General features: G+C 45.5%; 20 protein-coding genes. 5 read left to right on the top strand and 15 right to left on the bottom strand.

What is annotated here, in order from left to right:
* Nucleotides 1-2: 2 nt before the first annotated feature.
* Together GFS24_RS10670 and GFS24_RS10665 are read right to left on the bottom strand one after the other, a co-directional pair.
* Complete coding sequence (locus GFS24_RS10670; RefSeq protein ID WP_153659546.1) at nt 3-2,372, bottom strand: TonB-dependent receptor; 2,370 nt, start codon at nt 2,370-2,372, stop codon at nt 3-5.
* Nucleotides 2,373-2,565: 193 nt separating this feature from the next.
* The gene (locus GFS24_RS10665; protein ID WP_153659545.1) at nt 2,566-2,775 is read right to left on the bottom strand and encodes a hypothetical protein; all 210 of its coding nucleotides are present in this window, start codon (nt 2,773-2,775) and stop codon (nt 2,566-2,568) included.
* Between the two features lie 96 nt (nt 2,776-2,871).
* On the opposite strand from GFS24_RS10665, the gene GFS24_RS10660 reads away from it, so the two are divergent.
* Nucleotides 2,872-3,867 carry an AraC family transcriptional regulator gene (locus tag GFS24_RS10660; protein ID WP_153659544.1) on the top strand — a complete coding sequence of 332 codons (996 nt, stop codon included), beginning with the start codon at nt 2,872-2,874 and terminating at the stop codon, nt 3,865-3,867.
* Between the two features lie 201 nt (nt 3,868-4,068).
* Here GFS24_RS10660 and GFS24_RS10655 read toward each other — a convergent pair whose 3' ends face one another.
* From GFS24_RS10655 to GFS24_RS10610, 10 genes are all read right to left on the bottom strand, one after another.
* Nucleotides 4,069-4,926: an NAD(P)H-binding protein gene (locus GFS24_RS10655; RefSeq protein WP_153659543.1), complete on the bottom strand. Its 858-nt coding sequence runs from the start codon at nt 4,924-4,926 to the stop codon at nt 4,069-4,071.
* Nucleotides 4,927-5,012: 86 nt separating this feature from the next.
* Nucleotides 5,013-5,423, bottom strand: coding sequence for an Rrf2 family transcriptional regulator (locus GFS24_RS10650; protein ID WP_153659542.1), 411 nt, complete (start codon nt 5,421-5,423; stop codon nt 5,013-5,015).
* A 114-nt stretch (nt 5,424-5,537) separates the two neighbouring features.
* On the bottom strand, nt 5,538-7,760 hold the full coding sequence (locus GFS24_RS10645; protein WP_153659541.1) for a sodium-translocating pyrophosphatase: 2,223 nt from the start codon (nt 7,758-7,760) through the stop codon (nt 5,538-5,540).
* Between the two features lie 113 nt (nt 7,761-7,873).
* Complete coding sequence (locus GFS24_RS10640) at nt 7,874-9,385, bottom strand: NAD(P)H-hydrate dehydratase (protein ID WP_153659540.1); 1,512 nt, start codon at nt 9,383-9,385, stop codon at nt 7,874-7,876.
* A 718-nt stretch (nt 9,386-10,103) separates the two neighbouring features.
* A complete protein-coding gene (locus GFS24_RS10635; RefSeq protein ID WP_153659539.1) occupies nt 10,104-10,625 on the bottom strand; it encodes a hypothetical protein in 522 nt (173 codons plus the stop codon).
* Nucleotides 10,626-10,644: 19 nt separating this feature from the next.
* The gene (locus GFS24_RS10630) at nt 10,645-11,115 is read right to left on the bottom strand and encodes a hypothetical protein (protein WP_153659538.1); all 471 of its coding nucleotides are present in this window, start codon (nt 11,113-11,115) and stop codon (nt 10,645-10,647) included.
* Nucleotides 11,116-11,194: 79 nt separating this feature from the next.
* Nucleotides 11,195-12,376: a Na+/H+ antiporter NhaA gene (gene nhaA, locus GFS24_RS10625; RefSeq protein ID WP_153659537.1), complete on the bottom strand. Its 1,182-nt coding sequence runs from the start codon at nt 12,374-12,376 to the stop codon at nt 11,195-11,197.
* Between the two features lie 17 nt (nt 12,377-12,393).
* Nucleotides 12,394-14,031, bottom strand: coding sequence for an OstA-like protein (locus GFS24_RS10620; protein ID WP_153659536.1), 1,638 nt, complete (start codon nt 14,029-14,031; stop codon nt 12,394-12,396).
* Between the two features lie 5 nt (nt 14,032-14,036).
* A complete protein-coding gene (locus GFS24_RS10615; protein ID WP_173003039.1) occupies nt 14,037-15,035 on the bottom strand; it encodes an MlaD family protein in 999 nt (332 codons plus the stop codon).
* A gap of 94 nt (nt 15,036-15,129) precedes the next feature.
* Nucleotides 15,130-16,413 carry an N-acetylmuramoyl-L-alanine amidase gene (locus GFS24_RS10610; RefSeq protein WP_153659534.1) on the bottom strand — a complete coding sequence of 428 codons (1,284 nt, stop codon included), beginning with the start codon at nt 16,411-16,413 and terminating at the stop codon, nt 15,130-15,132.
* A 361-nt stretch (nt 16,414-16,774) separates the two neighbouring features.
* On the opposite strand from GFS24_RS10610, the gene GFS24_RS10605 reads away from it, so the two are divergent.
* Complete coding sequence (locus GFS24_RS10605) at nt 16,775-19,420, top strand: putative LPS assembly protein LptD (protein ID WP_153659533.1); 2,646 nt, start codon at nt 16,775-16,777, stop codon at nt 19,418-19,420.
* Nucleotides 19,421-19,510: 90 nt separating this feature from the next.
* Here GFS24_RS10605 and GFS24_RS10600 read toward each other — a convergent pair whose 3' ends face one another.
* Nucleotides 19,511-20,122 carry a hypothetical protein gene (locus GFS24_RS10600; protein WP_153659532.1) on the bottom strand — a complete coding sequence of 204 codons (612 nt, stop codon included), beginning with the start codon at nt 20,120-20,122 and terminating at the stop codon, nt 19,511-19,513.
* 311 nt (nt 20,123-20,433) lie between these two features.
* Between GFS24_RS10600 and GFS24_RS10595 the strand changes: the two genes are divergently transcribed.
* The gene (locus GFS24_RS10595) at nt 20,434-20,865 is read left to right on the top strand and encodes a tol-pal system YbgF family protein (protein ID WP_153659531.1); all 432 of its coding nucleotides are present in this window, start codon (nt 20,434-20,436) and stop codon (nt 20,863-20,865) included.
* Here the strand turns inward: GFS24_RS10595 and GFS24_RS10590 are convergent.
* On the bottom strand, nt 20,860-21,585 hold the full coding sequence (locus GFS24_RS10590; RefSeq protein WP_153659530.1) for an Imm49 family immunity protein: 726 nt from the start codon (nt 21,583-21,585) through the stop codon (nt 20,860-20,862). The genes GFS24_RS10595 and GFS24_RS10590 overlap by 6 nt on opposite strands.
* A gap of 120 nt (nt 21,586-21,705) precedes the next feature.
* On the opposite strand from GFS24_RS10590, the gene GFS24_RS10585 reads away from it, so the two are divergent.
* Both GFS24_RS10585 and GFS24_RS10580 read left to right on the top strand, forming a co-directional pair.
* Nucleotides 21,706-23,142, top strand: coding sequence for a hypothetical protein (locus GFS24_RS10585; RefSeq protein WP_153659529.1), 1,437 nt, complete (start codon nt 21,706-21,708; stop codon nt 23,140-23,142).
* Nucleotides 23,139-24,173: an Atu2307/SP_0267 family LLM class monooxygenase gene (locus GFS24_RS10580; protein ID WP_253906430.1), complete on the top strand. Its 1,035-nt coding sequence runs from the start codon at nt 23,139-23,141 to the stop codon at nt 24,171-24,173. Before GFS24_RS10585 ends, GFS24_RS10580 begins: the two co-directional genes overlap by 4 nt.
* Here the strand turns inward: GFS24_RS10580 and GFS24_RS10575 are convergent.
* Nucleotides 24,170-24,571, bottom strand: coding sequence for an SRPBCC domain-containing protein (locus GFS24_RS10575; RefSeq protein ID WP_153659528.1), 402 nt, complete (start codon nt 24,569-24,571; stop codon nt 24,170-24,172). The two genes, GFS24_RS10580 and GFS24_RS10575, sit on opposite strands and share 4 nt — an antisense overlap.

The following is a 24,571-nucleotide window of genomic DNA, read 5'->3' as shown; positions in this document are numbered from 1 at the left end:
GGTTAAAACTTGAAGTTGTAGGTAATGCCGGGAATGATAGATCCAATGATAGAAAGGCGTACTGCTTCTTTCTTATTGGGATCATCCTCGTTCTGCCTGAAATACACGGTGTAGGCATTCCTGCGGGCATATACGTTATACAGTGAGAACACCCATTCTCCTTTCCAGCGCTTTAATTGTTTGCCTTTCCAGGTTACAGAAAGATCCAGTCTGTGGAATGGTTTCAGGCGGTAGTTGTTACGTTTTTCTGTTGTGTTGTAAGGAATATCCCAATCCTGGAATTCAAGACGTGCATCTGCAAACGTAGCAGGCGTACCGGATGCAAACACCCAGTTAGCACCCATGCTGATCCTTTTAGTGAACTCATGTGATACTACCACGTTCACATTGTGGGTACGGTCATACCTGTTGATGAACCATTCACTCTGACTGATGCCGGGCGTTTTACGTTCTGAGCGGGAGAGGGTATAACTTACCCAGCCTGTTGTATTTCCTATATCTTTTTTAACATAGAGTTCCAAACCATATGCGCGGCCTGTGGATGCCAGCAGGTCTGCTTCAATAAATTCATTCAGATCGAGGTCTGAGTTATCAATAAAGTCCAGCTGATCTTTCATTGTTTTATAGAATACTTCTGCAGAAAGCTCAAACTTATCTCCGGGAGCATTGTAGAAGTAACCGGCTGTAACCTGGTCTGTTAACTGTGGTTTTACGTTGTTGGTTACCGGCGTCCAGATGTCTACAGGGGTAGGGGATGCCGTGTTACTGAGCTGATGCATGTATTGTGCGCTGCGGCTGTAAGCTGCTTTTACTGCACTCGTGGCATTCAGTTTATATTTTGCGGAGATGCGTGGTTCAAGGAAATAGTAGTCAGCAATGGTTTTGCCGGCGGCAAATTCCTGCGTATGGTCCAGGCGTTTGCGGATGCCTGCGGTGGTGTCTGCATAATAATAGGCAGTACCTTTTCCGCGAAACTGGAAGCCTGATAAACGTACGCCGTATTGCACACCAAACTTGCCTGCTTTCAACTCATGATCCAGGTATACGGCGCCTTCCAGGGCATTCTTATCTTTCAGTACCGTTTCATTGGTCGTTTCTCCATCAGTGGCTGTTCCTTTACCCGGCTTAAATGTATAGAGTACAGATTGTACACCAAAATGCAGGGTATTGTTGGAATTGATATAATAAGTGAATGCTGGTTTTATGCCGTAATTGATAATGTTGGAAGTCCATTTATAACTTTGCTTGGCAACATCCGTTTCCTTGCTTTTGAATTCCAGACTGTAATCATACTTGGTGTAATAAGTGGTGAGGTTCATGAACAGGCGGTTATTGAAGATGTGGTTCCAGCGTACGGAAGTAGTGGTATTACCCCAGTTCATGTTCACCTGGCCGCCAAATCCAAATACATCCCGTCCAAAATAACCACTCACAAAAAGGCTGTTATTCTTATTGAGGTTAAAGTTCACTTTGGCGGTAAGATCATAGAAGTACAGCTTGGTATCCTTCATGTCCCCTTTCATAAAAGGCTTCATCATCACATCCATGTAAGAGCGCCTGCCTGCAATGATGAAAGAAGACTTATCTTTTTGGATGGGACCTTCTACCGCAAGGCGGCTAAAGATATTCCCGATACCGCCTGTAAGGCCCAGTTTCTGGTTATTGCCGTCCTTCATCCTGATATCGAGTACAGAGGCAGTTCTGCCGCCGTATTCGGCCGGAAAACCACCTTTAATGAGATTGATGTTCTTTACCGCATCCGGGTTGAATACAGAGAAGAAACCCAGCATGTGTGTAGAGTTATAAACGGGGGCTTCATCCATCAGGATCAGGTTTTCATCTCCTGCACCACCGCGTACATTGAAGCTGGCGGCGCCTTCACCTACTGTATTTACACCGGGAAGGGTTTGGATGGCGCGCAAAACGTCTACTTCACCCATGAATGTGGGCAGCTTTTTCATCTCGGCGATGTCCAGCTTATTCAAGCTGGTATTGAGTGTATTGATATTCTTTTCCTGTTGCTTGCTGGTGATCACTACCTCATTCAACTGGCGGTCTGCCTGTGCCAGCTTGATGTCCTGGCGTTTATTGCTGGTGAGGTCGATCGTCATCTTAATAGGTTTATAGCCCATGTAAGAGTATTGGATCTCATGTGAACCGGCAGGGAGGGTAAGGGAGTAAAATCCATATTCATTGGTAACCGTACCTACAGAGGTGCCGGGTTTGCCAATGGAGATGCCTATTAATGATTCACCAGAGTGTTCGTCTTTAACATATCCGCTAACCGTATACCGTTGCTGTTGTGCCATTAAGCTAAATGTGGTTAGCATTAATAAACAAATGAGCATTAGCGTGTTTGCTGTTGTTTTCATATTGGTTTCCAGGTTTTTTATCGTTTTATTGGATTTTCGCTGTGTATATGCGCTTTTCCGAGAATATGACGTGCAAAGTAGCATATACCCCTATGGGGAGGAAATTAAATCATGGTAAAGCCTTGAAATCAGGGGCTAACTGATGAAAATCATAGATTATCAGTGGAAAAGGCTGCAATTTAAGAGTAGGAAATCAGTCCAGTACAGTGCAGTGGTATCCCAGATTGCGGACAAATGAGATAACGTGCTGTTCTTCCAGTTGTTGGCTTATTACCCGGAGGACCTTATCGCAGTCCTCAAGGTCCAGTGTACAGTCGGTGGTGCTGAAATGTCCGGCGATTGCAGTAACCACCCTGTTTTTATCCTGCAGGGTGCTGATGTTTGTTTTGAAGATGCCGATCATGTCTTTTAATTTGAATAATTTTAAGCAAAACTCGTATCTACCAGCTTTTAAAGCTTGCATGAAACGGATTATTATTTATACCTAACGGATTTTTATATGCCGATGACCATCAAAAACGACAGGGCTGACGTACTGTATCATAATAATGATACTTATGAAGCAGCCACTTATACGTCGCCTGTTTTGGGAGAGTCTATATATAAGATAGAGTTTGAGTTTGGAAAAGCGGAGTTCAGAGAAATGCACTTTGACGGCATTATGCTGGGGTTTGGGAATATGCACATACATCAACGCTTACATATAGAAAGCAAGGACCACTTGCAAAGGATAGGGATGCATTTTATGCTAAAAGGTGAAGTAACGGCGAATATAAACGGGGTGGCGGGCAATATTAAAACGTCCAGCCATCAGCATAATATTTATTACAACCCGGATACGGAAGAGTCTTTATGGATAGACAGGCAGCCTGAAATGGAGTTGTTCGGATTGAGTTTTATGAGTGATAAGTTTGTACAGATAGCGGCCAATAATGGCCCTGTGCTGGATAAGATGGCAGAACAGGTAGAGAACAGGAAGCCGGTTTTCTATCCAAAGGGATATCATATCACCCCCAGGATGTTACAGGTGATAGATGAAGTGAGGCATTGCCACTTTACGGGCGGATTAAAGAAACTCTTCCTGCAATCCAAGTCTATTGAATTACTTGCCCTGCAAAGTGAGCAAATAGAGATCGCCACCCGCAATAGCCATGAAGTAAATAAGCTATCCCGTACAGATGAAGAAAGGATCTATCATGCCCGTGACCTTCTGCTGGCACATGCGCAAGATCCTTTGTCTCTGATGGACCTGGCGCGTAAAGCGGGGATCAATGAGTTTAAACTGAAAAGTGGTTTCAGGAAAGTGTTTGATACCACGGTATTCGGCTACCTGAGTGACCATCGCCTGGAACAGGCAAAACAGATGATGCGGGAAGGAATTTTTTCCTTTACAGATATTGCAGATGAGTTGGGTTATTCTTCTCTGCAGCATTTCAGCAATGCTTTCCGGAAGAAGTTTGGCGTGAGTCCCAGTGAACTGAAGAAAGGTATGTAGTGAGTTTGCCGCGCTGCAAAGGGCGGTTTTTTTTCTTTTCTTTTGGGATAGGTGTTTATTTTTAGGAGGCGGATCCTTATTGGATCAGTCTTTATTTAGAAAGGGCCTCCTTATTGGATCCGTCTTTGTTTAGGAAGCGCCTCCTAAAAGAAAAAAACACCCTCTCTGCCACCAGGGCGCAAAAAAGAGGGTGGAAGTTTTTTATTGGAAACTGCTCACGTTCGCTTTGGCAAATGTTTCGAAACTAATTGGCTCTTTACCGGTGATATCCTTTACAGCAGTGGTTATTGGCTCCATGTAACCAGCTCTTACTGCCTGGAACAATCCCGCAATATATTGTGCTTCACTTTCAGAAAGACCGTGTGATTTCACCGCCTGTGTCATTTCATCTTCAGTTACCGGAACATACGTCACCTTTCTTCCACTTGCTTTAGTGATGATCTCAGCAGTGGTATGTGTATCCAGGGAAGACGGGCCGGTAAGGGTCAGTTCCTGTCCTTTTAATGAATCGTCCAGCAGGAGTTTAACGGATACTGCCGCGATGTCTGAAGTAGCGATCATGGCCAGTTTGGCATTTTCTGCAGGGATGATGATCTGTGCTACAGCTTTAACGGTGGCGCTGAAAGAACCATCTGAAAAATTTTCCATGAAGAAGTTGGGGCGAACAATATTATAAGTGATCCCTGAATTGATCAGATGTAATTCGACTTTACGTAACGGGCTCTCCGGGAGATTCTCCATGCCGATAGCAGAAAGGAAAACGATCTTTTGCACATTGGCTTTCTTCGCTTCATCGATGAAAGGATTTAGTTTGAGGTGTGCATCCGCATCCAGGGGCAATGCCGAAAGGAAAACCTTATCAACGCCAGCCAGGGCAGGAGCAAAGGTGGTGGCATCTTCCAGCACTAATTTAACAGGGGATACATTGGCTGCAGGAGCCACGAATTTTTCAGGAAAACGGGTAGCGGCTTTTACGTTTACGCCTTCTGCAGTGAGGGTCTTTACTACTTGTGAGCCGGCAAAACCAGTTGCGCCAAGAACTAATACTTGATTTGACATTGTTGGAAGGATTAATTGTTATTAAAATTGTTACAGTTTATGATATAAGTGTTATAAATATTGTTACAGTTTAGTGCATAAAAAAATCAGAAGTACTTTTTAGTGAATTCAGCCAGGGTGATGGACTGCAGCTTCTGAAAGATGCTGTTATCAATTTCTCCGAATAATTCATCCAACGCGCCATTGATACGTGCACCCACAGCACATTTTGGATTAGGTTCATTAGGGGCGAAGCCAAAAACATGGCCATTCTTCACCAGCAGGAAGATATCTGACATCCGGATATCCTTTGTGGCCTTTCCCAGCCTGCTGCCACCATTTTTCCCTTCCTTACTTTCTATCAGGCCGGCTTCCCGGAGCACACTCAGTTCTTTACGCACAAGCGCAGGATTACTGTTCAGCGAACTGGCAATGTACTCTGAAGACAGCCATTCATCTGGCTGACCAGCCATCAGGCTGAGGATGTGTACGGATACTGAGAATTTACTTCGGATCAATCTGTAATATTTAAAATTACAGTACAAAGATAGGAGCCGGGAATGATACCGCCAAAAAAAAGATCCCGGTAACCATCAGCTACCGGGATCTTCTTATATAATGTAATGACTTGTTTAGCGTACCATGGCTGTAGCTTTCTCAGCTGCAACGGGGGCTTGCGTCACTTGTTCCACTTTCGGCTGCTCTTTTTGAGCTTTCTGGTATTTACCATGTATTTCAGCCAAAGTTGGCGCTATTACCAGGGAAACGATGGACATCAGTTTGATCAGGATGTTCATAGAAGGACCAGAAGTATCTTTAAATGGATCACCTACGGTATCACCGGTAACAGAAGCTTTATGTGGTTCTGATTTCTTATAGTAGATCTCACCATTGATCTCTACACCTTTTTCGAAAGATTTCTTGGCATTATCCCAGGCGCCACCGGCGTTGTTCTGGAACATACCCATCAATACACCACTAACAGTAGCACCGGCCAGGAAACCGCCCAGTACTTCAGGTCCAAAGATGAAACCGATCAGGATAGGAGACAGGATAGTGATAGCGCCAGGTAACATCATCTTTTTAATAGATGCTTCTGTAGAGATGGCCACACATTTGTCGTATTCCGGTTTGCCGGTTCCTTCCATGATACCAGGGATGGTCCTGAACTGGCGGCGAACCTCTTCTACCATACTCATGGCTGCTTCACCTACCGCGCGGATAGCGAGGGAAGAGAAGATGAAGGGGATCATAGCACCTACAAAAAGACCAGCCAATACATCGGCTTTATAAATATTGATGATATTGTTTAGTTTGTATCCATTGGCTTCTACCACGCCAACATAAGCTGCAAACAGCGCCAGCGCAGTCAATGCAGCGGAAGCGATAGCGAAACCTTTACCTGTAGCTGCAGTGGTATTACCTACTGCATCCAGGATATCTGTTTTCTCACGTACTTCTTTTGGTAATTCACTCATTTCTGCAATACCGCCTGCGTTATCTGCAATCGGACCGAAAGCGTCAATAGCCAGTTGCATAGCTGTAGTGGCCATCATACCTGCGGCTGCAATAGCCACACCGTAAAGACCGGCGAGCGCAAATGAACCGTAAATACCACCAGCCAGCACAAGAATTGGCAGGAAGGTAGATTCCATTCCCACAGCCAGACCGCCGATGATGTTAGTAGCATGACCTGTGGAAGATTGACGGATGATAGAGTTCACCGGGCGTTTACCCATAGCGGTGTAATATTCTGTGATAATACTCATCAGGGTACCAACTACCAATCCTACAAGGATAGCACCGAATACACCTGTGCGGGTAAATTCAAAACCGCGGAGGACCATCGTCTCTGGAAGGATCCAGTTCACGGCAAAGTAGGATACAATAGCGGTGAGCACAATAGAACCCCAGTTCCCCATATTTAATGCGCGCTGCACGGCGCCTGTGCTTAAACCTGCACTATCACTGATCCTTACAAAGAAAGTAGCGATAATGGAAAGGACAATACCTATGCCGGCAATGAACATTGGCAAGATAACAGGAGCAAAGCCACTAAAATGATCGTTTGCGGAAATTGTTTCAACGCCCAGAACCATGGTTGCCAGTACTGTTGCAACATAAGAACCGAACAGATCCGCACCCATACCGGCTACGTCTCCTACGTTGTCTCCTACGTTATCTGCAATGGTAGCCGGGTTGCGTGGATCATCTTCAGGGATGCCTGCTTCTACTTTACCAACGAGGTCAGCACCTACGTCTGCAGCTTTGGTATAGATACCGCCACCTACACGTGCAAAGAGCGCAATGCTCTCAGCGCCGAGTGAGAAACCGGTCAGTACCTCAATGGTTTTGATCATTTCAGCAGAATTGGCAACATCTGCGCCGAAATATGCTTTTAAAATGATGAACAATCCACCCAGCCCTAAAACAGCCAGACCGGCAACGCCCATTCCCATTACAGAACCTCCTGTGAAGGAAACTTTCAGTGCACGGGAAAGACTGGTACGGGCAGCTTGCGCTGTGCGTACATTCGCTTTGGTGGCTATTTTCATGCCGATGAAACCGGCAGTGGCTGAAAAGATGGCGCCTATAATAAATGCAAGGGCAATCGTCCAATCAGAATTGTGGTGGGAATATCCCATATAACCTAACAACAGGGCGGCAATGATCACAAAATAGGTGAGGATCTTGTACTCCGCTTTCAGAAATGCCATTGCACCGTCTGCAATATGTTTGGCTATCTCCGTCATTTTTTCATTTCCTGCATCCTGGCGTGAAACCCAGGCACTTTGTACGGCTGTAAATAACAGTGCTATCAGTCCGAATAGTGGAATAATGTAAACTATACTCATACTTTATAAGCCTTTTAAAAATTACAAGGTTGACGAAGATAATGTATTAGGTTTTATTTTACTAGTGCTTCAACATATTGTGCTGATTAATAATATAGTTAGGGTGTCAAGGCTTACTTACGCAGTTGGAGGTAGGCTTGTCCAAGATAATTGATAATATCTTCCGCAATGAGGGATTCTTCTGAAATATCGTCTGAGGCGAGGTCCCCGGCAAGGCCATGGAGCCATGCACCTAGCAGGAGCGCGGCTTTAGGGGCATATCCCTGGGATAAAAGGCCGGTTAAAATGCCTGTAAGCACATCTCCGCTGCCGGCAGTGGCCATTCCGGGATTACCGGTAGGATTGAAGTAAATAGACCCATCCGGACAGGCCATGGCACTGAATCTGCCTTTGAGCAGGATATATACCTGCAATTCCACGGCTTTGGCGGAAAGGAGTTGTAACCTTTCAAATTGATCTTCTGTAGGCCCGAATAATCTTTCAAACTCTTTCGGATGCGGGGTAAGGATCGAGTCTTTACGGAGTTTTTGCTGCAGGAAAGGGTATTCACTGATCATATTCAGGGCATCCGCATCGAGCACCATGGGTTTGTGATAGATCTCCAGGAGTTTCTCCAAAGCCTTTGCGGTTGCGGGGGCAGTGCCTAATCCGGGACCAATGCCGATAGTGGCATAATCGGGTGCCTGGTGATGTTTGAAGGGCTCGTGGAAATGAGCGCTGAAGGTTGACTGGTCTTCGGTTTCGCACATAGCTTCCGGAACGGCGGTTTGTATTATATCATAACCGCGTTGGGGAATATGTACGGTGAGTAAACCTGCGCCTGCGCGCAAACACGCCCTGGCGGCCAAAATTGCCGCTCCCATCTTACCATAACTGCCGGCTACCAGGAGTGCATGACCGTACGTGCCTTTATGGGCAAAGGGATCGCGGGGCTGATAGATGGTTTTAATGATCCCCGGGTCCACCACGTGGTACTTTGTTTCAACGTGGTTGATGAAATCAGGGTGTAAACCGATGGGCAGGATCACTGCCTGGCCTACGCGGGCGGCGTTTTCCGGTAATAAGAACGCGAGTTTATAGAACTGAAAGCTAAGTGTATAATTTGCATGGACGCAGGGGGCATGGTGTGTGGCGGTGTCTGCCATGAGTCCTGAAGGCATGTCTATTGATACGATGGTGTGTTTACCGTCGTTTAGTTTATGGAGGAGTAATGCTACCCAGCCTTCAACGGGGTGGGAGAGACCGGTTCCGAAGATGGCATCTACTACTACTCCTGGTGCTTCCATGGTGGGGAAATCTGCGAGGGAGTAGATGGGCTGGATGTCCTGTACGTAGGGTTGGTTGGCTAGGTTATCAGGAGATGCGGTGTCTTTATGATGCACCATATAGGCATGTACGTTATAGCCCTGATCTCTTAATAATCTGGCTATCACTAATCCGTCTCCGCCGTTATTTCCCATGCCGCAGAATACGTAAAAGGGTGGGGGTGCTTCTCCGAAAGTATGTACCATCCATCCGGCGCATTCAGCAGCGGCTCGTTCCATCAGTAGTACGCTGCTGATGGGTTCGTGTGTTATGGTGTAAGCGTCTGCTTCACGGATCTGTTGTGCTGAGAGGACTTTCATATCGGTGATAAATATAAATCTTTAAAAGCAAAAAGCCCTTAACGGGGGGACAGGCCTCTAAAGCAAAGAGTCTAGGGGGGATTTTTTTATTAAGTAAAAGCATGGAATGCAGGCCTCTAAAGCAAAGAGTCTATAGGGGGATTTTTTTATTAAGTAAGTAAAAGCATGGAATGCAAGCCTCTAAAGCAAAGAGTCTATGGGGGGATTTTTTTTAAGGAAATAAAAGTAGGGAATGCAAGCCTCTAAAGCAAAGAGTCTATGGGGGGATTTTTTTTAAGGAAATAAAAGTAGGGGATGCAAGCCTCTAAAGCAAAGAGTCTATGGGGAGATTTTTTTTAAGGAAATAAAAGGAGGGGATGCAGGCCTCTAAAGCAAAAAGTCTATGGAAGTAAAAGCAGGGGATGTAAGCCTCTAAAGCAAAAAGTCTATGGAGATAAAAGCAGGGGATGCAGGCCTCTAAAGCAAAAAGTCTATGGAAATAAAAGCAGGGGATGCAGGCCTCTAAAGCAAAAAGTCTATGGAAGTAAAAGCAGGGGATGTAAGCCTCTAAAGCAAAAAGTCTATGGAGATAAAAGCAGGGGATGCAAGCCTCAAAAGCAAAAAGTCTATGGGGGATTTTTTTCTTAAGGAATTAAAAGCAGGAAGCAATAACTTTTTTCAAAAAAAACTTAAACAAAAAAAGCCCCCCGTCAAACAGAGGGCTCTCTATCAAATAACTTTAGAACGTATACCGCGCAGAAACACCCAGCAGTTGCTCCCCGATGAAATCATGGCCACCATTGAAGTTGAAGAATGGCTTGATGTCGCCGCTCAGGTTCAGCGGAATCTTCTTGAAAGTGTATTCCACACCAAAGATGCCATCCAGCCCTACATTGGCTTCAGTATCGTATTCCTTTCTGCCGTTGTTGTCATAATAACGATCTCTCCAAAAGCCAACGTGTGCACCACCGCCGGCATACATATTCCACTCTGATTTACCGAAAACATTCCAGGTGTATTCATACAAGCCGGTTAATGTTACATTCGTTACATCACGATCGCCACTTCCAAAATAATGGCTTACAATTCCTTCAATTGCATGTGGTCCTTGAATAAAATGCTTTGCGGTGAAACCGATGATCCAGGGATTAACCCTTACACCAATAGCGGTTTTGTAATCTCCAGGACTTCCACCACGTTGGGCGCTTGCCTGGATAGCCATCAAAGAAAGTACTCCGAAGAGTAACAGGATCCTTTTCATATAGTCGTCTTTGTTTAAACTATTTTTTAGTCCTTCCGAATATGTAACGTGCGGAAACGCCAAAGTCCGCAAGCTCAGAAGGGGTATTAAAATGTACGGCTGGTTTCCAGTCCAGGCTGAGGTTGAGAGGGATATTGGAGAAAGAATAATTCAATCCTGCCAATCCATCCACACCTGCATAGAACTTTTTATCGCCATTGATCTCCCTTCCACCGATGTGTGCACCGCCACCGATATACCAGCCTAAGCCCGGTGTGGTCAACGCTGAGAGGTCAAAATGATATTGATACAAAGCTGTTAGTGAAGCTCTCGTATTATACAATCCAAAGATGCCCTCTACGGCAGAACGGTCTGTTAGAAAATATCTTCCGGTTACGCCTAATGGCAACCCCAACCTTACACCTGCTTCTATTTGTCCGGCTGCCTGTTGTGCTTTTACGCCCTGCGCAAAACACAATATGATAAAGGCAGCAATGATGCGATATCTCATGCTCTTAAGTATTTGCAATAACAATGCCAAATGAATACAGTAGGGAAACACAGAGAAAAACGGCTATTCAGCAGATTTATTATAAAGGTTTATTGATGACCCTTAAAAATATAAATCCTGCTACACCGGCCAGCAGGGAAGCCAGTATCACTGACATCACTGAGACTACCTGTATATCAACAGGTTTGAAAGCTAAAGTGGCTATAAATATACTCATCGTAAACCCGACGCCTGCGATCATGCCTACCCCCCATACCTGTTTCCAGCTTGTGTTGGCAGGCAAATTGGCCAGCTTCATTTTTACAGCTATAAAACAGAAGAGGAAAATGCCCAAAGGTTTGCCTAGTACCAGTCCCGCGATGATCCCAAAGCTTACGGAATGGGAAAATGCTGCCAATAGGTCCGCCGGAAATTCTATGGCTGTATTGGCCAGTGCAAAGATGGGCATGATAAGAAAGTTCACGGGATCATGCAGGTTATGTTCCAGGGTGTGTATCTTATTCAACGGAATGCAGAAAGCCAGCAGAACACCTGCAATGGTAGCATGGATACCTGAATTGAAGATACAGTACCAAAGTACCACACCGGGGATCAGGTAAAGGAGCAAACGCTGCACCTTGAAATAATTCATGAGCAGTAACAAAGCAAATATACCTGCGCCAATATAGAGGTACAGCATCTGGAGATGTTCCGTATAAAAAATAGCGATGGCCAAAATGGCGCCCAGGTCATCTATGATGGCCAGTGCGGTTAAGAATATCTTCAGGCTGAGCGGCACACGTTTGCCTAAGAGGGAAAGTATGCCCAGTGAAAAGGCAATGTCTGTAGCCATGGGGATTCCCCAGCCATGTGCATAAGGCGTGCTGCCATTAAAAAGGAAATAGATGAAGGCAGGCGCTGCCATGCCACCTAATGCTGCGAGGATGGGCAGGAGGGATTGTTTGAAAGAAGCCAGTTCTCCGGTAGTGAGTTCCCGTTTTATTTCCAGGCCTACCAGGAAAAAGAACACCACCATAAAGCCATCGTTGATCCAAAGCAGCCATGAATTGGGCAGGTGTAATCCTCTATAATCATAATGATGCCCTCCGGCGGGATCAAAGAGGGTATTGAAGAAACCCGTGTAGGCATCCTGCCAGGGAGAGTTAGCAATGACGAGGGAGATAATAGTACATGCTATCAGTACAATGCCTACAGCGCGACTATCGTGCAGGAATTGAAAAATAGGTGACAGCAACTTATTCTTAAAGCTCCCAGGATTCATGCAGTATGTTTTAAAAACTATTGACCAATCAGCTCATATTTCGATTTCGGCTTACGGTTGATCACCCATTTAAAACCTTCTAACTTCTTTTGTTCTTCCGGCATTTGGGTGAAGGGGTACATGACAGCTTCTGCTTCTTTCAGGAATACGATCCTTTCCAGCTCTCCATTGGTGAAGTAAATATGGGTAGCAGCAGATAGCAGCCGGTTGATACTGATAAAGGCGCTATCATCGTCCTGCACGTAGTAGATATTCTCTGCGTTGCCATTCACATACATGGAATCCAGTTTTTCTTCTCCAAAGAAACCGAGTACGGTGTTTCCTTTTACCTGGTTGTACATGCCGGGACCCACTTCATTGATGATCAATGCATGCTGGTCCAGCAGTAACTTGTCTGCCTTCTGGTTTTTGGTGAAGAGGAAGATGGTATCGCCGGTGAGCTGGTTGCCATTGGCCCAGAGCACCGGGTCCTGGTAAAGGCGGAAAATGGAATCCACGCTGGAATAATATACACTGTCTGCCACACCCTGGAGGGAGTCGGAAAAGATCTTTACATGATTATAAGCAATGATGAACCTTTTCTCGGTGGTATCTTTTTTATTGGCCGAAGCGGTAGAGTCAGTCACGATTAAAGCACTGTCTGCTAAAGTGGAATCCGCTTTAATGACCCCGGAGAACAAGGTATCTGCTGCTACGAACAGGGTATCTGTTTTACCTTCCAGCAGCATCACCGGTTTGCGTGTAGCCAGCACCGTTTTAGTGAATTGATTCACGATACCGTAGTTGGCCAGCAGGGACATTTTCTGTGCTGTATCCCGCCAGATCATATCGCCGGTGGCAACAGAGATGCCGGTAGCTTTATCTGTTTGTATTTCGTTGGCCGTAAAAGTATTGGTACTGTCTTCAATGATAGGGCGTTTGGCGAAGCTGCCGTATCCCACGTCTGTATTATAATAACCATCTGTTACATACATCGTCATCTTTCCATCGTTGATGGTGGTAGGAGCGAGGATGGTGGCTATTTTGGTAGTAGAGTTATATAAGAGGGTATCTGTACTGAGGGTGAATCCGGGATCCACGATCACTACATCTTTCTTAAAGTATACATCTTTTGTGTCTGCGTAATAGAAACCTTCCTGGCTGGTTAACACAGATTTTCCATTCACCAGTTTACCTGATCTGGTATAAGTACCGATCTTGGTATTCATATCATACTGGATCTCCGGGCTGGTGAGCACTATTTTATTATCTGTGAGTTTAGCGTTGCCGATCAGGGTAGCTATACGGGTATTACCCATATAAATGAGGTAATCAGAATAGGTGTGGATGCTATCATCCTGGTTAATATGCACATGGCCCCAGGCTTCGATCTCGTTCTTTGCCTGGTTAAAGACTGCACTGTCGCAATTCAAAATGCTGGTGCTCTGGCGGAAGACCACATGACCACGGAAACGTCTTTCGTTCACGCTGTCTTTGGTGATCAGGGACATGGTATCCGCATTAATGATGTGGATCTTTTTTGTGGTATCCTCCTGAAAAGATGTATAGGTAGTTGAAGAAACGGTGGGTTGATGCAGACGGCTGTTTGCTGCCATTAGCGTGGTCACCCCAATCCCTGCCAGCAGAATAAGGCCGTATCGTAATGCTTTTAACATGTTTGTTATTGTAGATATTGCGCCGTATCAGAAGGGATGGGCACCACTTTGTTTTTTCTGCCAAATACACTCAGGTGCACATATCTCCAAGGATTATACCGAAGGTCTTCCAGCAGTTTATTGAGGCTGCCAACAGATGCCTGGAGGTTGTTGTACACTTTTTTGTCATTGATCAGCATACCGAGGGAACCGTCTTTGCTATTCACTTTGGCTACCATGTCGTTCAGGCGGGTAACGGTGAAGCGCAGTTGATTCATAGCAGTATCCAGCGTACCGTTAGCCAGCGTGCCGGATGCTTTATCAAAATTGGTGAGGATGTTAGAGATCTTGTCATTGTTATCCTTCAGGTTAGCGGATACCGCTTCAAAGTTGCTGAAGGTGCTGCCTATCTTTCCATCTTCTTTCAGCATACCGGTAAGGGAGTGCGAAGCGTCGGAAAGATGGGCCATGGTAGTATTCAGGCCAGCCACTGTGCCACGGATATTATGTTTTGTGGTCGTGTCAAATATTGAGTTGACGGTGAGAAGGAGGGTATCTACTGCGCCGAGGGTGGTTTCCAGTTTCTTTACCAGTGGGCTCAATTGTTCCTTGAGCGCATCTGTGATAGAGCCTTCCACATCTGCATATATGGTATCTTTATTTTTCAGGTATTCATTCGTATTACCGAAATCGATCTCCACTTTACGGGTACCTAACAGGTCTGAGCTGATGCGTGCCACAGAATTTTTAGGGATCTCGATCTTTTTACTGATCTGAAGGGTTACCAGGATCCTTCCTGCACGTTGATCCATCACTTCCAGGCTCTGCACATTACCCACAGTGAGGCCATTGACCATCACCGCATTAGCAGGTTGCAACCCGTTTACCTGTGTATATACAGCGTAAATGATCTTTTTATTCGAAAACAAGCTCCGTCCTTTCAGGAGATTAAAACCGAGTACCAGTAATACAATGCCGGCGGCGGCCAGAATGCCTACTTTCGTTTCATTGGACATTTTAAGCATCGAGATATAGTATGGTTCGTGCAAAAATAGATAAAAACAACGGTGTGGCAGTCGTAGGAAAACATAATTCATGCAAAAGGTGGGCCAATTAAGGCTAGAGGTCAACCCGTTCGCCGTTCTTGTAAGTTACAACAAAAGCGTCTTTAAAGCCCTGTTTCTTGGCTTTGTATACGGCAGCATGGGCTTCTGCTTCTGTGCGGAAGCTTCCCCAGGTATATTTGTGTACTTTTTTCTTTCCTTGTTTGAGGTCTTCTCTTTCGATGGTACCATCCAGTTTCTGGAACATGGTAGATCCCCGGGCATAGAGCTTTTCTGAGATCATCAGTTGTACCTTATAATGGGTAGAGGGATCTGCAGCGGGAGGGGTGGGCTCCGTTTTCACGCTAACGGAGGTGGCTATATTTTGCACAGCAGGCTGTTGCACGGGAACTTGTACAGGTGTTTCTACCGGAGCAGCCTTACGGCCTGTTTCGGATGATTTATATACTCTTTCCAGTTCGTCTTTATATCTTTTTACGGCACGGGCAATGCAATTGGCCATTTCAGACTGGCCGTCTGCTGAATTGAGATAGTTCTCTTCTTCCGGGTTGCTGATAAAGCCTAATTCCACCAGTACGCTGGGCATAGCAGTGGCGTGGAGCACCAGGATACCTTTATCGTTCCGTTGGCGGGCGCCTCTGCTGATACGGCCTACACGGGTGAATTCATCTTCCACCAGTGTGCTGAGGCGCAGGCTTTGATCGAAATACACGTTGCGGAGGGTATTGAGCATGATCAGTGTTTCCGGATCTGAGTTGGCCATCAGTTCCTTTGTTTCTTCAGAATTAGCATCAAACACCACCACAGAGTTATTGCGCAGGGATTCTGTTTTAGCGTTATTCTTACTGGTAGCCCATACATACGTTTCCGTGCCCTTGGCAGGGTTAGGATATTTTTCATAGATGGCCACTTTCCGGGTCACCTTCTTTTTCTTTTTGTTCCTGTAAGTCTGTGTTTTATAACCCACTACCCTGGAAAGGTCTCCGGCGGCGTTACAGTGAATAGAGATGAATAAGTCACCCTGTGCTTCATTGGCAATGGCTGCTTTGCGGTGCACATCATCAAAACGGTCTGTTTTACGGGTGTACACTATTTTTACATCAGGCAGGGCTTCTTCGAGGATCTTGCCCAGCTTCAGGGCAACGTCCAGGGCAATATCTTTTTCGTGTGAATAATTTCCTTTTGCACCGGGATCACTTCCACCATGGCCGGCATCGATCACGATCGTACGGATAGGTTTATCCTGAACAGGAGAATCCGGTGTAGTTTTTGCATGAATGAACAAGGTATAGATAAGGCCTATGCCTAGTCCTGAAAATAAAACTCTTTTCCAGCGCATGTCAACAATTTATTTTAATGGGTTGTATTCAATTTGGCAAAGGTTCCTGTTCTTCGTACACAATAATTTAATACTCATATGAAACACGCTTTTCAGCCCTTCTCCGGCATTATCCCTTTTCAGGCACTTACCGTTCTATTTAATAATTTGTATAAAATCATGTAGGTTTGTGCCCGCTTAACACATGGACCCTCTCTGCAAAAATAATTATAAAAACATTTTAAGGCGGGTATTCCTGCCTTTGATTCTGCTATTAATATTGGCCTCGCCCTTGTTTATAGACGCATATGCCCGCGCATCGGCACTTCCAGCTCATTACTTTAACAAAATTTTCACAGACACGGTTCCTAAACCACATGCTGTGAAATTTCCGTCTAAAGATCAGTGGACGGATACCTCCGGCAAAGCGAAAGATACTACACGTCCCGTGATAAAGCGGGAGAAAGATAGTATTCCGCCCATAAACGCAGTAGACTCCCTCACTTTACGGGATAGTGCTTCCGTGGTTACTGATACTATACCTAACGTTAAATTATCCAAGGATAGTCTTACCGCTCCTGTATTTTATAAGGCGCAGGACTCTATCGTGATGTTTGTGAAGAAGAAAGAATTCCGTCTTTATAATAAAGCGGATGTAAAGTATGGCCCTACACAGCTAACGGGTAATACCATGGATTTTAACCAGCAGACGGGGATCCTTACTTCCCGGATGGGGGTGGATACTGCGGGTGTACCTATCGACAAGGCGGTATTGAATGATGGTACCACCAGTTCTGATATGGACTCCGTACAGTACAATTTCAACTCCGGCAAAGCCATGATCTACCAGACCCGTGCACAATACGGAGAAGGATTTGTGAGCAGTGTAAAGGTGAAGAAGCAGCCGGACAATACGGTTTTCGGATTCAGGAACGGATATACCACCTGTAACCTGGATACGCCGCACTTTGCTTTCAGGGCACGCAAGATCAAGGTGATCCCTGATAAACTGATCGTGTCCGGCCCGGCTAACCTGGAAATTGAAGGTATTCCCACTCCTTTATTTATACCATTTGCCATTTTCCCGCTCAGCAACGGGCAGCGTACCGGTTTGCTGCCACCGCAATATGTGGTGAACCAGCAAAAGGGTATTGGCCTGGAGAACGGAGGATATTATTTTGGATTGGGAGAATACCTGGACCTTACAGTGAGGGGAGATGTATATTCCTACGGAAGCTGGGGACTTACTTTGAGTCCTACTTACCGGAAGCGGTATAAATATAATGGCGGGTTCAACCTGGCTATTGCCAATACGCGCAGTGGCGATCCGGAAATAAAATCGGAATTCACCCGCTCCCGTGACTTCAGGGTAACCTGGAGCCATAGTATGGACGGCAAGGCAAGGCCCGGAACCAATTTCGGGGCCAGTGTGAACTTTGGTACCACTACCTACAACCAGTTTAATGTAACGGATGCGGCCACGCGGCTCAATAATAACATGAGTTCTTCTATCAACTATTCCAAAAGCTGGCAGGGGAAACCTTATAACTTAACATTGGCGCTCAACCACAGCCAGAATAACTTAACCCGGCAGGTGAATGTGAACTTCCCGGATGGATCTTTTAACGTAAATACATTATATCCTTTCCAGGCAAAAGAGATGGCCGGTACGCCCCGCTGGTATGAAAAGATAGGGGTGAGTTACAATGCCCTGCTCCGGAATAACATCAGTTTTATTGATACTACTTTTGGTAAACCTGCCATGTTTGATAATCTGCAGGCAGGTATGCAGCACCAGATCCCGATTACCTTATCTATACCGATGACTAAGAACATTACCTTATCTCCCAGCATCAACTATACGGAGAAATGGTACATTCGCCAGTTGCGGTTGAAGTATAATCCGGAAGGGGAAAAATACGATACCAGCTATACGGACGGCTTTTTCAGAAGCAGTGCTATGTCTACCGGTGCTTCTCTGGCTACCGCCATTTATGGTATGTATAGCTTCAGGAATAAGAATTCTACTGTACAAGCCATCCGCCACGTGATGCGTCCGAACCTCGGGATCAGCTATTCGCCTGACCTGGCCAGTAAGGATTATTACATGGAGCCTTCTCACGTAGACAGTGCAGGTAACCTTGACAGATATCAAAGGTTCTCTTATTACGATGGAGCGCCGTTTGGCCCTTCGGCGTCACAAACCTTTGCAGGTTTAACTTTCGGTTTGGATAATAACCTGGAAATGAAGGTGAGATCTAAGAAAGATACTTCGGGCTTTCGCAAGATCAAGATCCTGGATGGTTTTGGGGTGAGCAGCAGTTATAACCTGGTAGCAGATTCTTTCAAGCTGAGCCCTTTCTCACTGAATGCCCGTACCAACCTGTTTGATAAAGTGAATATTTCCTTTGGTGGTACTTTAGATCCTTACCAGCTGGATAGTGTGGGCATACGTAAAGATAAATATACCTGGCAGGGCGGAAACTTTAGTGTAGGCCGTTTAACACAGGCGAATATAGCCATCAGTACTTCTTTCCAGAGCCAGGATAAAAAGAGCAAGGAGAAAGAGGCGAAAAAGAAAGAGGAAGAAGAAAATGGGGATGTACCGCTGGATGCTGCGCTGGAAGAGAAACGCCGGCAAATGGAAATGATGCGCAGCAACCCGGGAGATTATGTGGATTTTGATATTCCCTGGCGGCTGGACCTTTCTTATAGTTTGAACTACACCCGCGGCCGGACAATAGACCGTTTGCGTGATACCACCATCTTCCAGCAATTCCTTGGTTTTAACGGGGACTTCAGTCTTACGCCGAAGTGGAAGATCATTGTTTCCAGCGGTTTTGATTTCCGGCTGAAACAGATCTCTTATACCAATCTTACCATTTCGCGCGACCTGCACTGCTGGCAGATGAGCATCAACCTGGTGCCGTTCGGAAGTTACCGTCAATTCAGTATTACGATCAATCCAAAGGCCGGTATCCTGCGGGATCTCCGGGTCAACCGAACGCGGCAATTCTTCGATTTGTAGCGGGCAGGGCAGAAAGTATATAAAAGAAGGAAGCAAGTCTCAACGGACTTGCTTCTTTGTTTGTGGACGATGTACAGTTGCAGGTTAAAATTAAAAATTGAAGGCAGCTCCCATGCCATAAAGGCTAAGCTTACTACCAGATATGCCTTTGAAATAAGATAGTCTTGCTTCTACTGCTTTACCACCACCACCTACACGGATACGCATCCCGGCATTGGCAGCAGGGCCTGTAGCGCTTCCTTCCTGGTGAGTAGTAGCCAGGTCTCCATTTTCATCATAATATTCCGCATCTGTAGACGCGCTGTAATGATATCCAAATCCGCCACCTACAAAATATCCGATACGTTTCCTGTTAGCTTTTGTAGAACCTGCACCCAGGTTAAGATTTACCATCAACGGAGCATTGAACATGAAACCAAGGGTGTTGGTTTCATTGCCATAACCATAATCGTCGCGGGAATTATAGCTATAGTTATAGCTGCCGGAAAAACCAAGACTGATGGGGATACCAACAGAAACAGACATGGATTCCGTTTCCACGAAATTAAAACGGGGGGAATAAGTAAAGGCGAAAGAAAGCCTGGCATCCATATTCTCCACTTTATCAACATAGATCCCGACGCCAGCGCCATGCATAAAACTTTGGGAAAAGGCATTAGATACACCAAGGGTGGCAAATGCCAGGAAAAGGAGCTTTTTCATTGTGGTAAGGGATGATTTATTTACCGACAAATATAACTATCTGATCCTAAATTCAAAATAAATACTATTATAATAATATTGATAACCCGGTTATTTATAATCCCTTCTCATTGATTTAGAAGAGATAAGCCGTATATAAGTCGTATATAACCCGTATATAAGCCGTAGATAAGTCGTCCCTTAAAGAGACGGCTTATCTACGGCTTATTTAAGCCTTAAGAACAAGTATGCCTGAAGAAGGACTCACCTGAGGGATGGAAGACAAAAAAATATGAAGTAGATTTGGCCCAATAATCAAAAAGTGGATTCAAATGGCTGCAAAGATTTTAAAGGACGAAATTTATGAACAGGTAGAACTGATCTCCGAGCTGGGAAATGATTTTGCGGATGATGAGGAATATGCTGCTGCGATCGGGAAGTTCAAGGAGGCGCTGGAGCTGGTACCAGAGCCAAAACATGAATGGGAAGCCGGTACCTGGTTATTTTCCAGTATCGGGAATATGTACTTCATGCTGGACGACTATGAGAATGCAGCAAAGTATTTCCATGATGCGGTTCAAAGCCAGGAAGGCAAGCTCAATTCGTTCAATCAAATGAGGCTGGGGCAATCTTCCCTGGAAATGAAACAGGAAGATAAAGCACTGGAACACCTGTTAAAAGCTTACAGGATGGGCGGTAAAGGGCTTTTTGCAGAAGAGGACACTAAATACCTGGCCTTCCTCAGCAAACGGGTGAAGTTATAATTCCTTAAAAAATTCGTATCCATCATATTCAGGCAGTTCCCTGAGCGGCAATATAGCTTGTGGCACCAGGGGACTGTCTATCTGCACATACATCCCTATGCGGTAGGCCAGTTTGGTAAGTACCGCGGCTTCCGTTGAAAAATACCTGCTTTGCAGATCGCTGAATTTACGCCCGTCGTGTGTTCTGATAAGCTTCAGCAGACCGGCTTCCACTTTAGGCTGGTCGTCCCGCAGCAATCCTTCAAATACATCTGCACATCCGTGATACGCTGCAAAAGCGGTTTGTGCTTTAATGACTTCTATCTGTTTTTCAAGGTCCTGCCGTTTGCCGGTTAATACATCCTGGATGGCTTTATTATAGGCATATGCCAGTAAATGTTCATTGGCATAATGGTCCGGGAGGAGGCTGTACCGTTTGATCAGACCACTGTCGTCACTCAATACGGCATATCCGATGAGATTGATGGCCCCGTTGAACCGCCAGTTGTATCTTTTGATCATGTACTCGCCGGACAGGGCCGCTTTGTAGAAGTACTGGCGGGCTTTGTCAAAATCCTGTTCCTGGAACATGGCGTAATAGGCTTTCACCACATTCACCTGCTCAAGGGAGCCTATCCGTGGCATTTCCGGCTGCTGGTCTTTGATCTTTGCCAGGTTGTGTATCTCTGTTTCTACCGTTTCCTGGTAGGTTTCAGCGAGTAATTGTTGATTGCTCTGCATAGGGTGGTAGGTATAGGTGCCCTAAATATACAATAAATTATATATTATAAGTATGTGATTATAAGGTTAATTTTCCAGATAAGGGTTAAAATTGTTATATTTAGTAAGCAGGTTACCCTTATGAAGCACACTACTTTACTCCTTTTACTGCTTGGTTCTCTGTTAAGAGCAGATGCGCAGGATGCAAATTACTGGTCGTCTTATTACGGCCCCGGCGGTTTTTTTGCGCCCGGCGCGGTGATCGCTAATAATAAGGATAGTGGGGTGTTGTTCTATAATCCGGCTTTGCTGGCTTTATCTCACAAGAAAGCAGTGTCTATCAGCGGCAGCATTTACCAGCTGGATGCCATTAAAATAAAGTCGGGGGCAGGAACGGGTAAGGATCTGTTATCCAGGAATACTTCCAGTGTGCCGCAGATGCTAACGGGTACGGTTATGTTGGGGAAGAAAAAGCCGGTATATATCTCTTATGCATTGATCAATGCTGCGATCCTTAATTTTTCTGCTTCCCAGCGGCATGAAGCGCAGATGAATGTGTTACATGATTCTTACAGTCCGGGTTCGGAATATTATATTGGTCAGCTGACTTTGCAGAACCAGATCAAAGAAAGCACGGCATTGCTGAGTGCGGGTTTTCGGTTGAATGCCAGATGGGCGGTGGGTGTTACAGCAGAAGGGGCATCTTACCGGCAGCATTATACGGAGAATGTTGTATCAAGGGCATTGATCAACAATACCAGTGGTGATGCTTTGAGACTGGCCAGTAATGAGTTGCTTTACCAGGTGTCTTATAGTCACATTGGTACACGGTTAAAAGCAGGATTGGCTTATGAGTATAATAAACATCATGTTGGATTAATGGTAACTTCTCCTTTGCTGCATATCGGCGGGCAGGCTACATTGGTGAGTGATATTGCCATCGCCAACATCAGGGATGTTTATTCCGGTGATCCATTTAACGTGCTGGCCAGTACAAGGCAAACGAAATTAAAACCGGTAGTGAAAACGCCACTGAGTTTTGCAGCAGGGTATGCGTATGATCATGCCAAAGGGCAGGTATATATGGCTGCGGAATATTTCTTTCGCATTAAAGAGTACAACATCATCACACCGCGCAATGAATATTTTCTCCGGCCGGATACAGGCAATAATAATGTGATCACGTCTGCACTGCTGAAGTTGAAGGATGTGCGGAGGGCTGTTTTTAATGTGGCGGTGGGGGCCAGTTACAACATAAAGGAAGATATTACAACGTACTGTTCCTTCAGAACAGACTTTGCTTATGCGGATAACAGTTTATATACGAATGGTACAGGATTTACGCCGTATACTGCTGCATGGAATAATTTTCATTGTCAGCTGGGTGCTAATCTTCGGCGAAAGAAATATAATTTGCGTGCGGGATTCCTCCTGGCCTACGGGCAAACGGATAAATATCTGCAGGCGGTAAATTTTGATCAGCCTAATGATGATAACTACTTGTTAGGAGATGCGGTGAATACAAAAGCGAATCATTTTTTAGCCGGTTTCATGCTGGCTTTTATACATAACTTATGATGGAATTAGGTATCAGTACTTTTGGAGAAGTTAAACCTGAGGGTGTATCAGGGCATGCTGCGGAATCTTTTTTGCGGATGCAGGAAGTAATAGCAGAGGGACAGCTGGCGGATGAAGTGGGATTGGATGTATTTGCGCTGGGAGAACATCACCGGCCGGATTTTATTATCTCTGCGCCGGAAGTAGCACTGGGCGCTATTGCAGCTGTTACTAAAAACATTCGTCTTTCCAGTTCTGTTACAGTGCTAAGCTCTGCAGATCCTGTAAGGGTATTTCAAAACTTTGCTACGCTGGACCTTATTTCCGGCGGGCGTGCAGAGATCATGGCGGGCAGGGGATCTTTTACAGAATCCTTTCCCTTGTTCGGTTACAGCCTGAATGATTATGATAACCTGTTTGCAGAAAAACTGGAGATGTTGCTGCGCATCAATGAAAGTGAGATCATTTCCTGGAAGGGAAAATTCAGAGCGCCTTTTATGCAGCGCGGTATCTATCCAAGACCTTATCAACAAGCATTACCTATCTGGCTGGCAGTTGGCGGCACACCTGCTTCTGCGAAGAGAGCAGGAAGATTAAATCTGCCGATGACAGTGGCTATACTGGGTGGCAAACCTGCGGAGTTTGTTCCTTTCGTTAACCTGTATCGCCAGGCTGCTTTGGAGGCAGGGCATGATGTAACGAAGTTGCAGCTGGGGATCAATTCACAATTCTATGTGGCGGAAGATTCCGAACAGGCGGCAGATGAATTCTATCCTTCTTATGAGATACTCATGAACAGGGTGGGACAGGAGAGAGGATGGCATCCGATGACGCAGGAGCAGTTTGAATATTTACGGATGCCTGATGGACCATTGTTTGTAGGGAGTGTAAAAGAGATCACGGAGAAAATAATCTATCAGCACGGGCTGTTTGGACATACCCGTTTCCTGGCACAGATCGTGAAGGGATATATTTCACATGATAAAGTACTGCGTGCTATTGAATTGTATGGCACACAGGTGGCGCCTGCTGTGAGAAAGGCTTTGAGTTAAAGCCCTTCCGCAACAACTTTCACCGCCTGTAAAGCAGCATCCCAGCCCGTTACAGCATCTTCATATTCTTTGCCGGACATATCATATACCAGGTCTTCCCGCGCAAGAAGCGTGGTGGCTTCGCCATTATCCTGTAAGGTATAGGTGATCACAGACAGGACGGAATGCCCGTCTTCCGGATTAAAAAGATTGTGCTGTAATAGTTTGGTGGGTTCTATCTGCAGGATAGATCCATGCGTATACATGTTGCCATCGGTTCCTTTCCAGCCGAATGAACTGCCCACTTTCCAGTCGGATACATATTCGCCGCCTATCGGGCGGGTCACCTCAGGGTTTGTAAATACCTCCCAAACTTTAGCTGGCGTGGCGTTGATTTGAATGCTTCTTTCTATGAACAT

Origin of the sequence: Chitinophaga sp. SYP-B3965 (assembly GCF_009647655.1) — a bacterium.
In the GTDB taxonomy this organism is placed as follows: domain Bacteria; phylum Bacteroidota; class Bacteroidia; order Chitinophagales; family Chitinophagaceae; genus Chitinophaga.
Note: the sequence above shows the minus strand (reverse complement) of the source record. Positions and strands in the feature narration are given on the sequence as shown.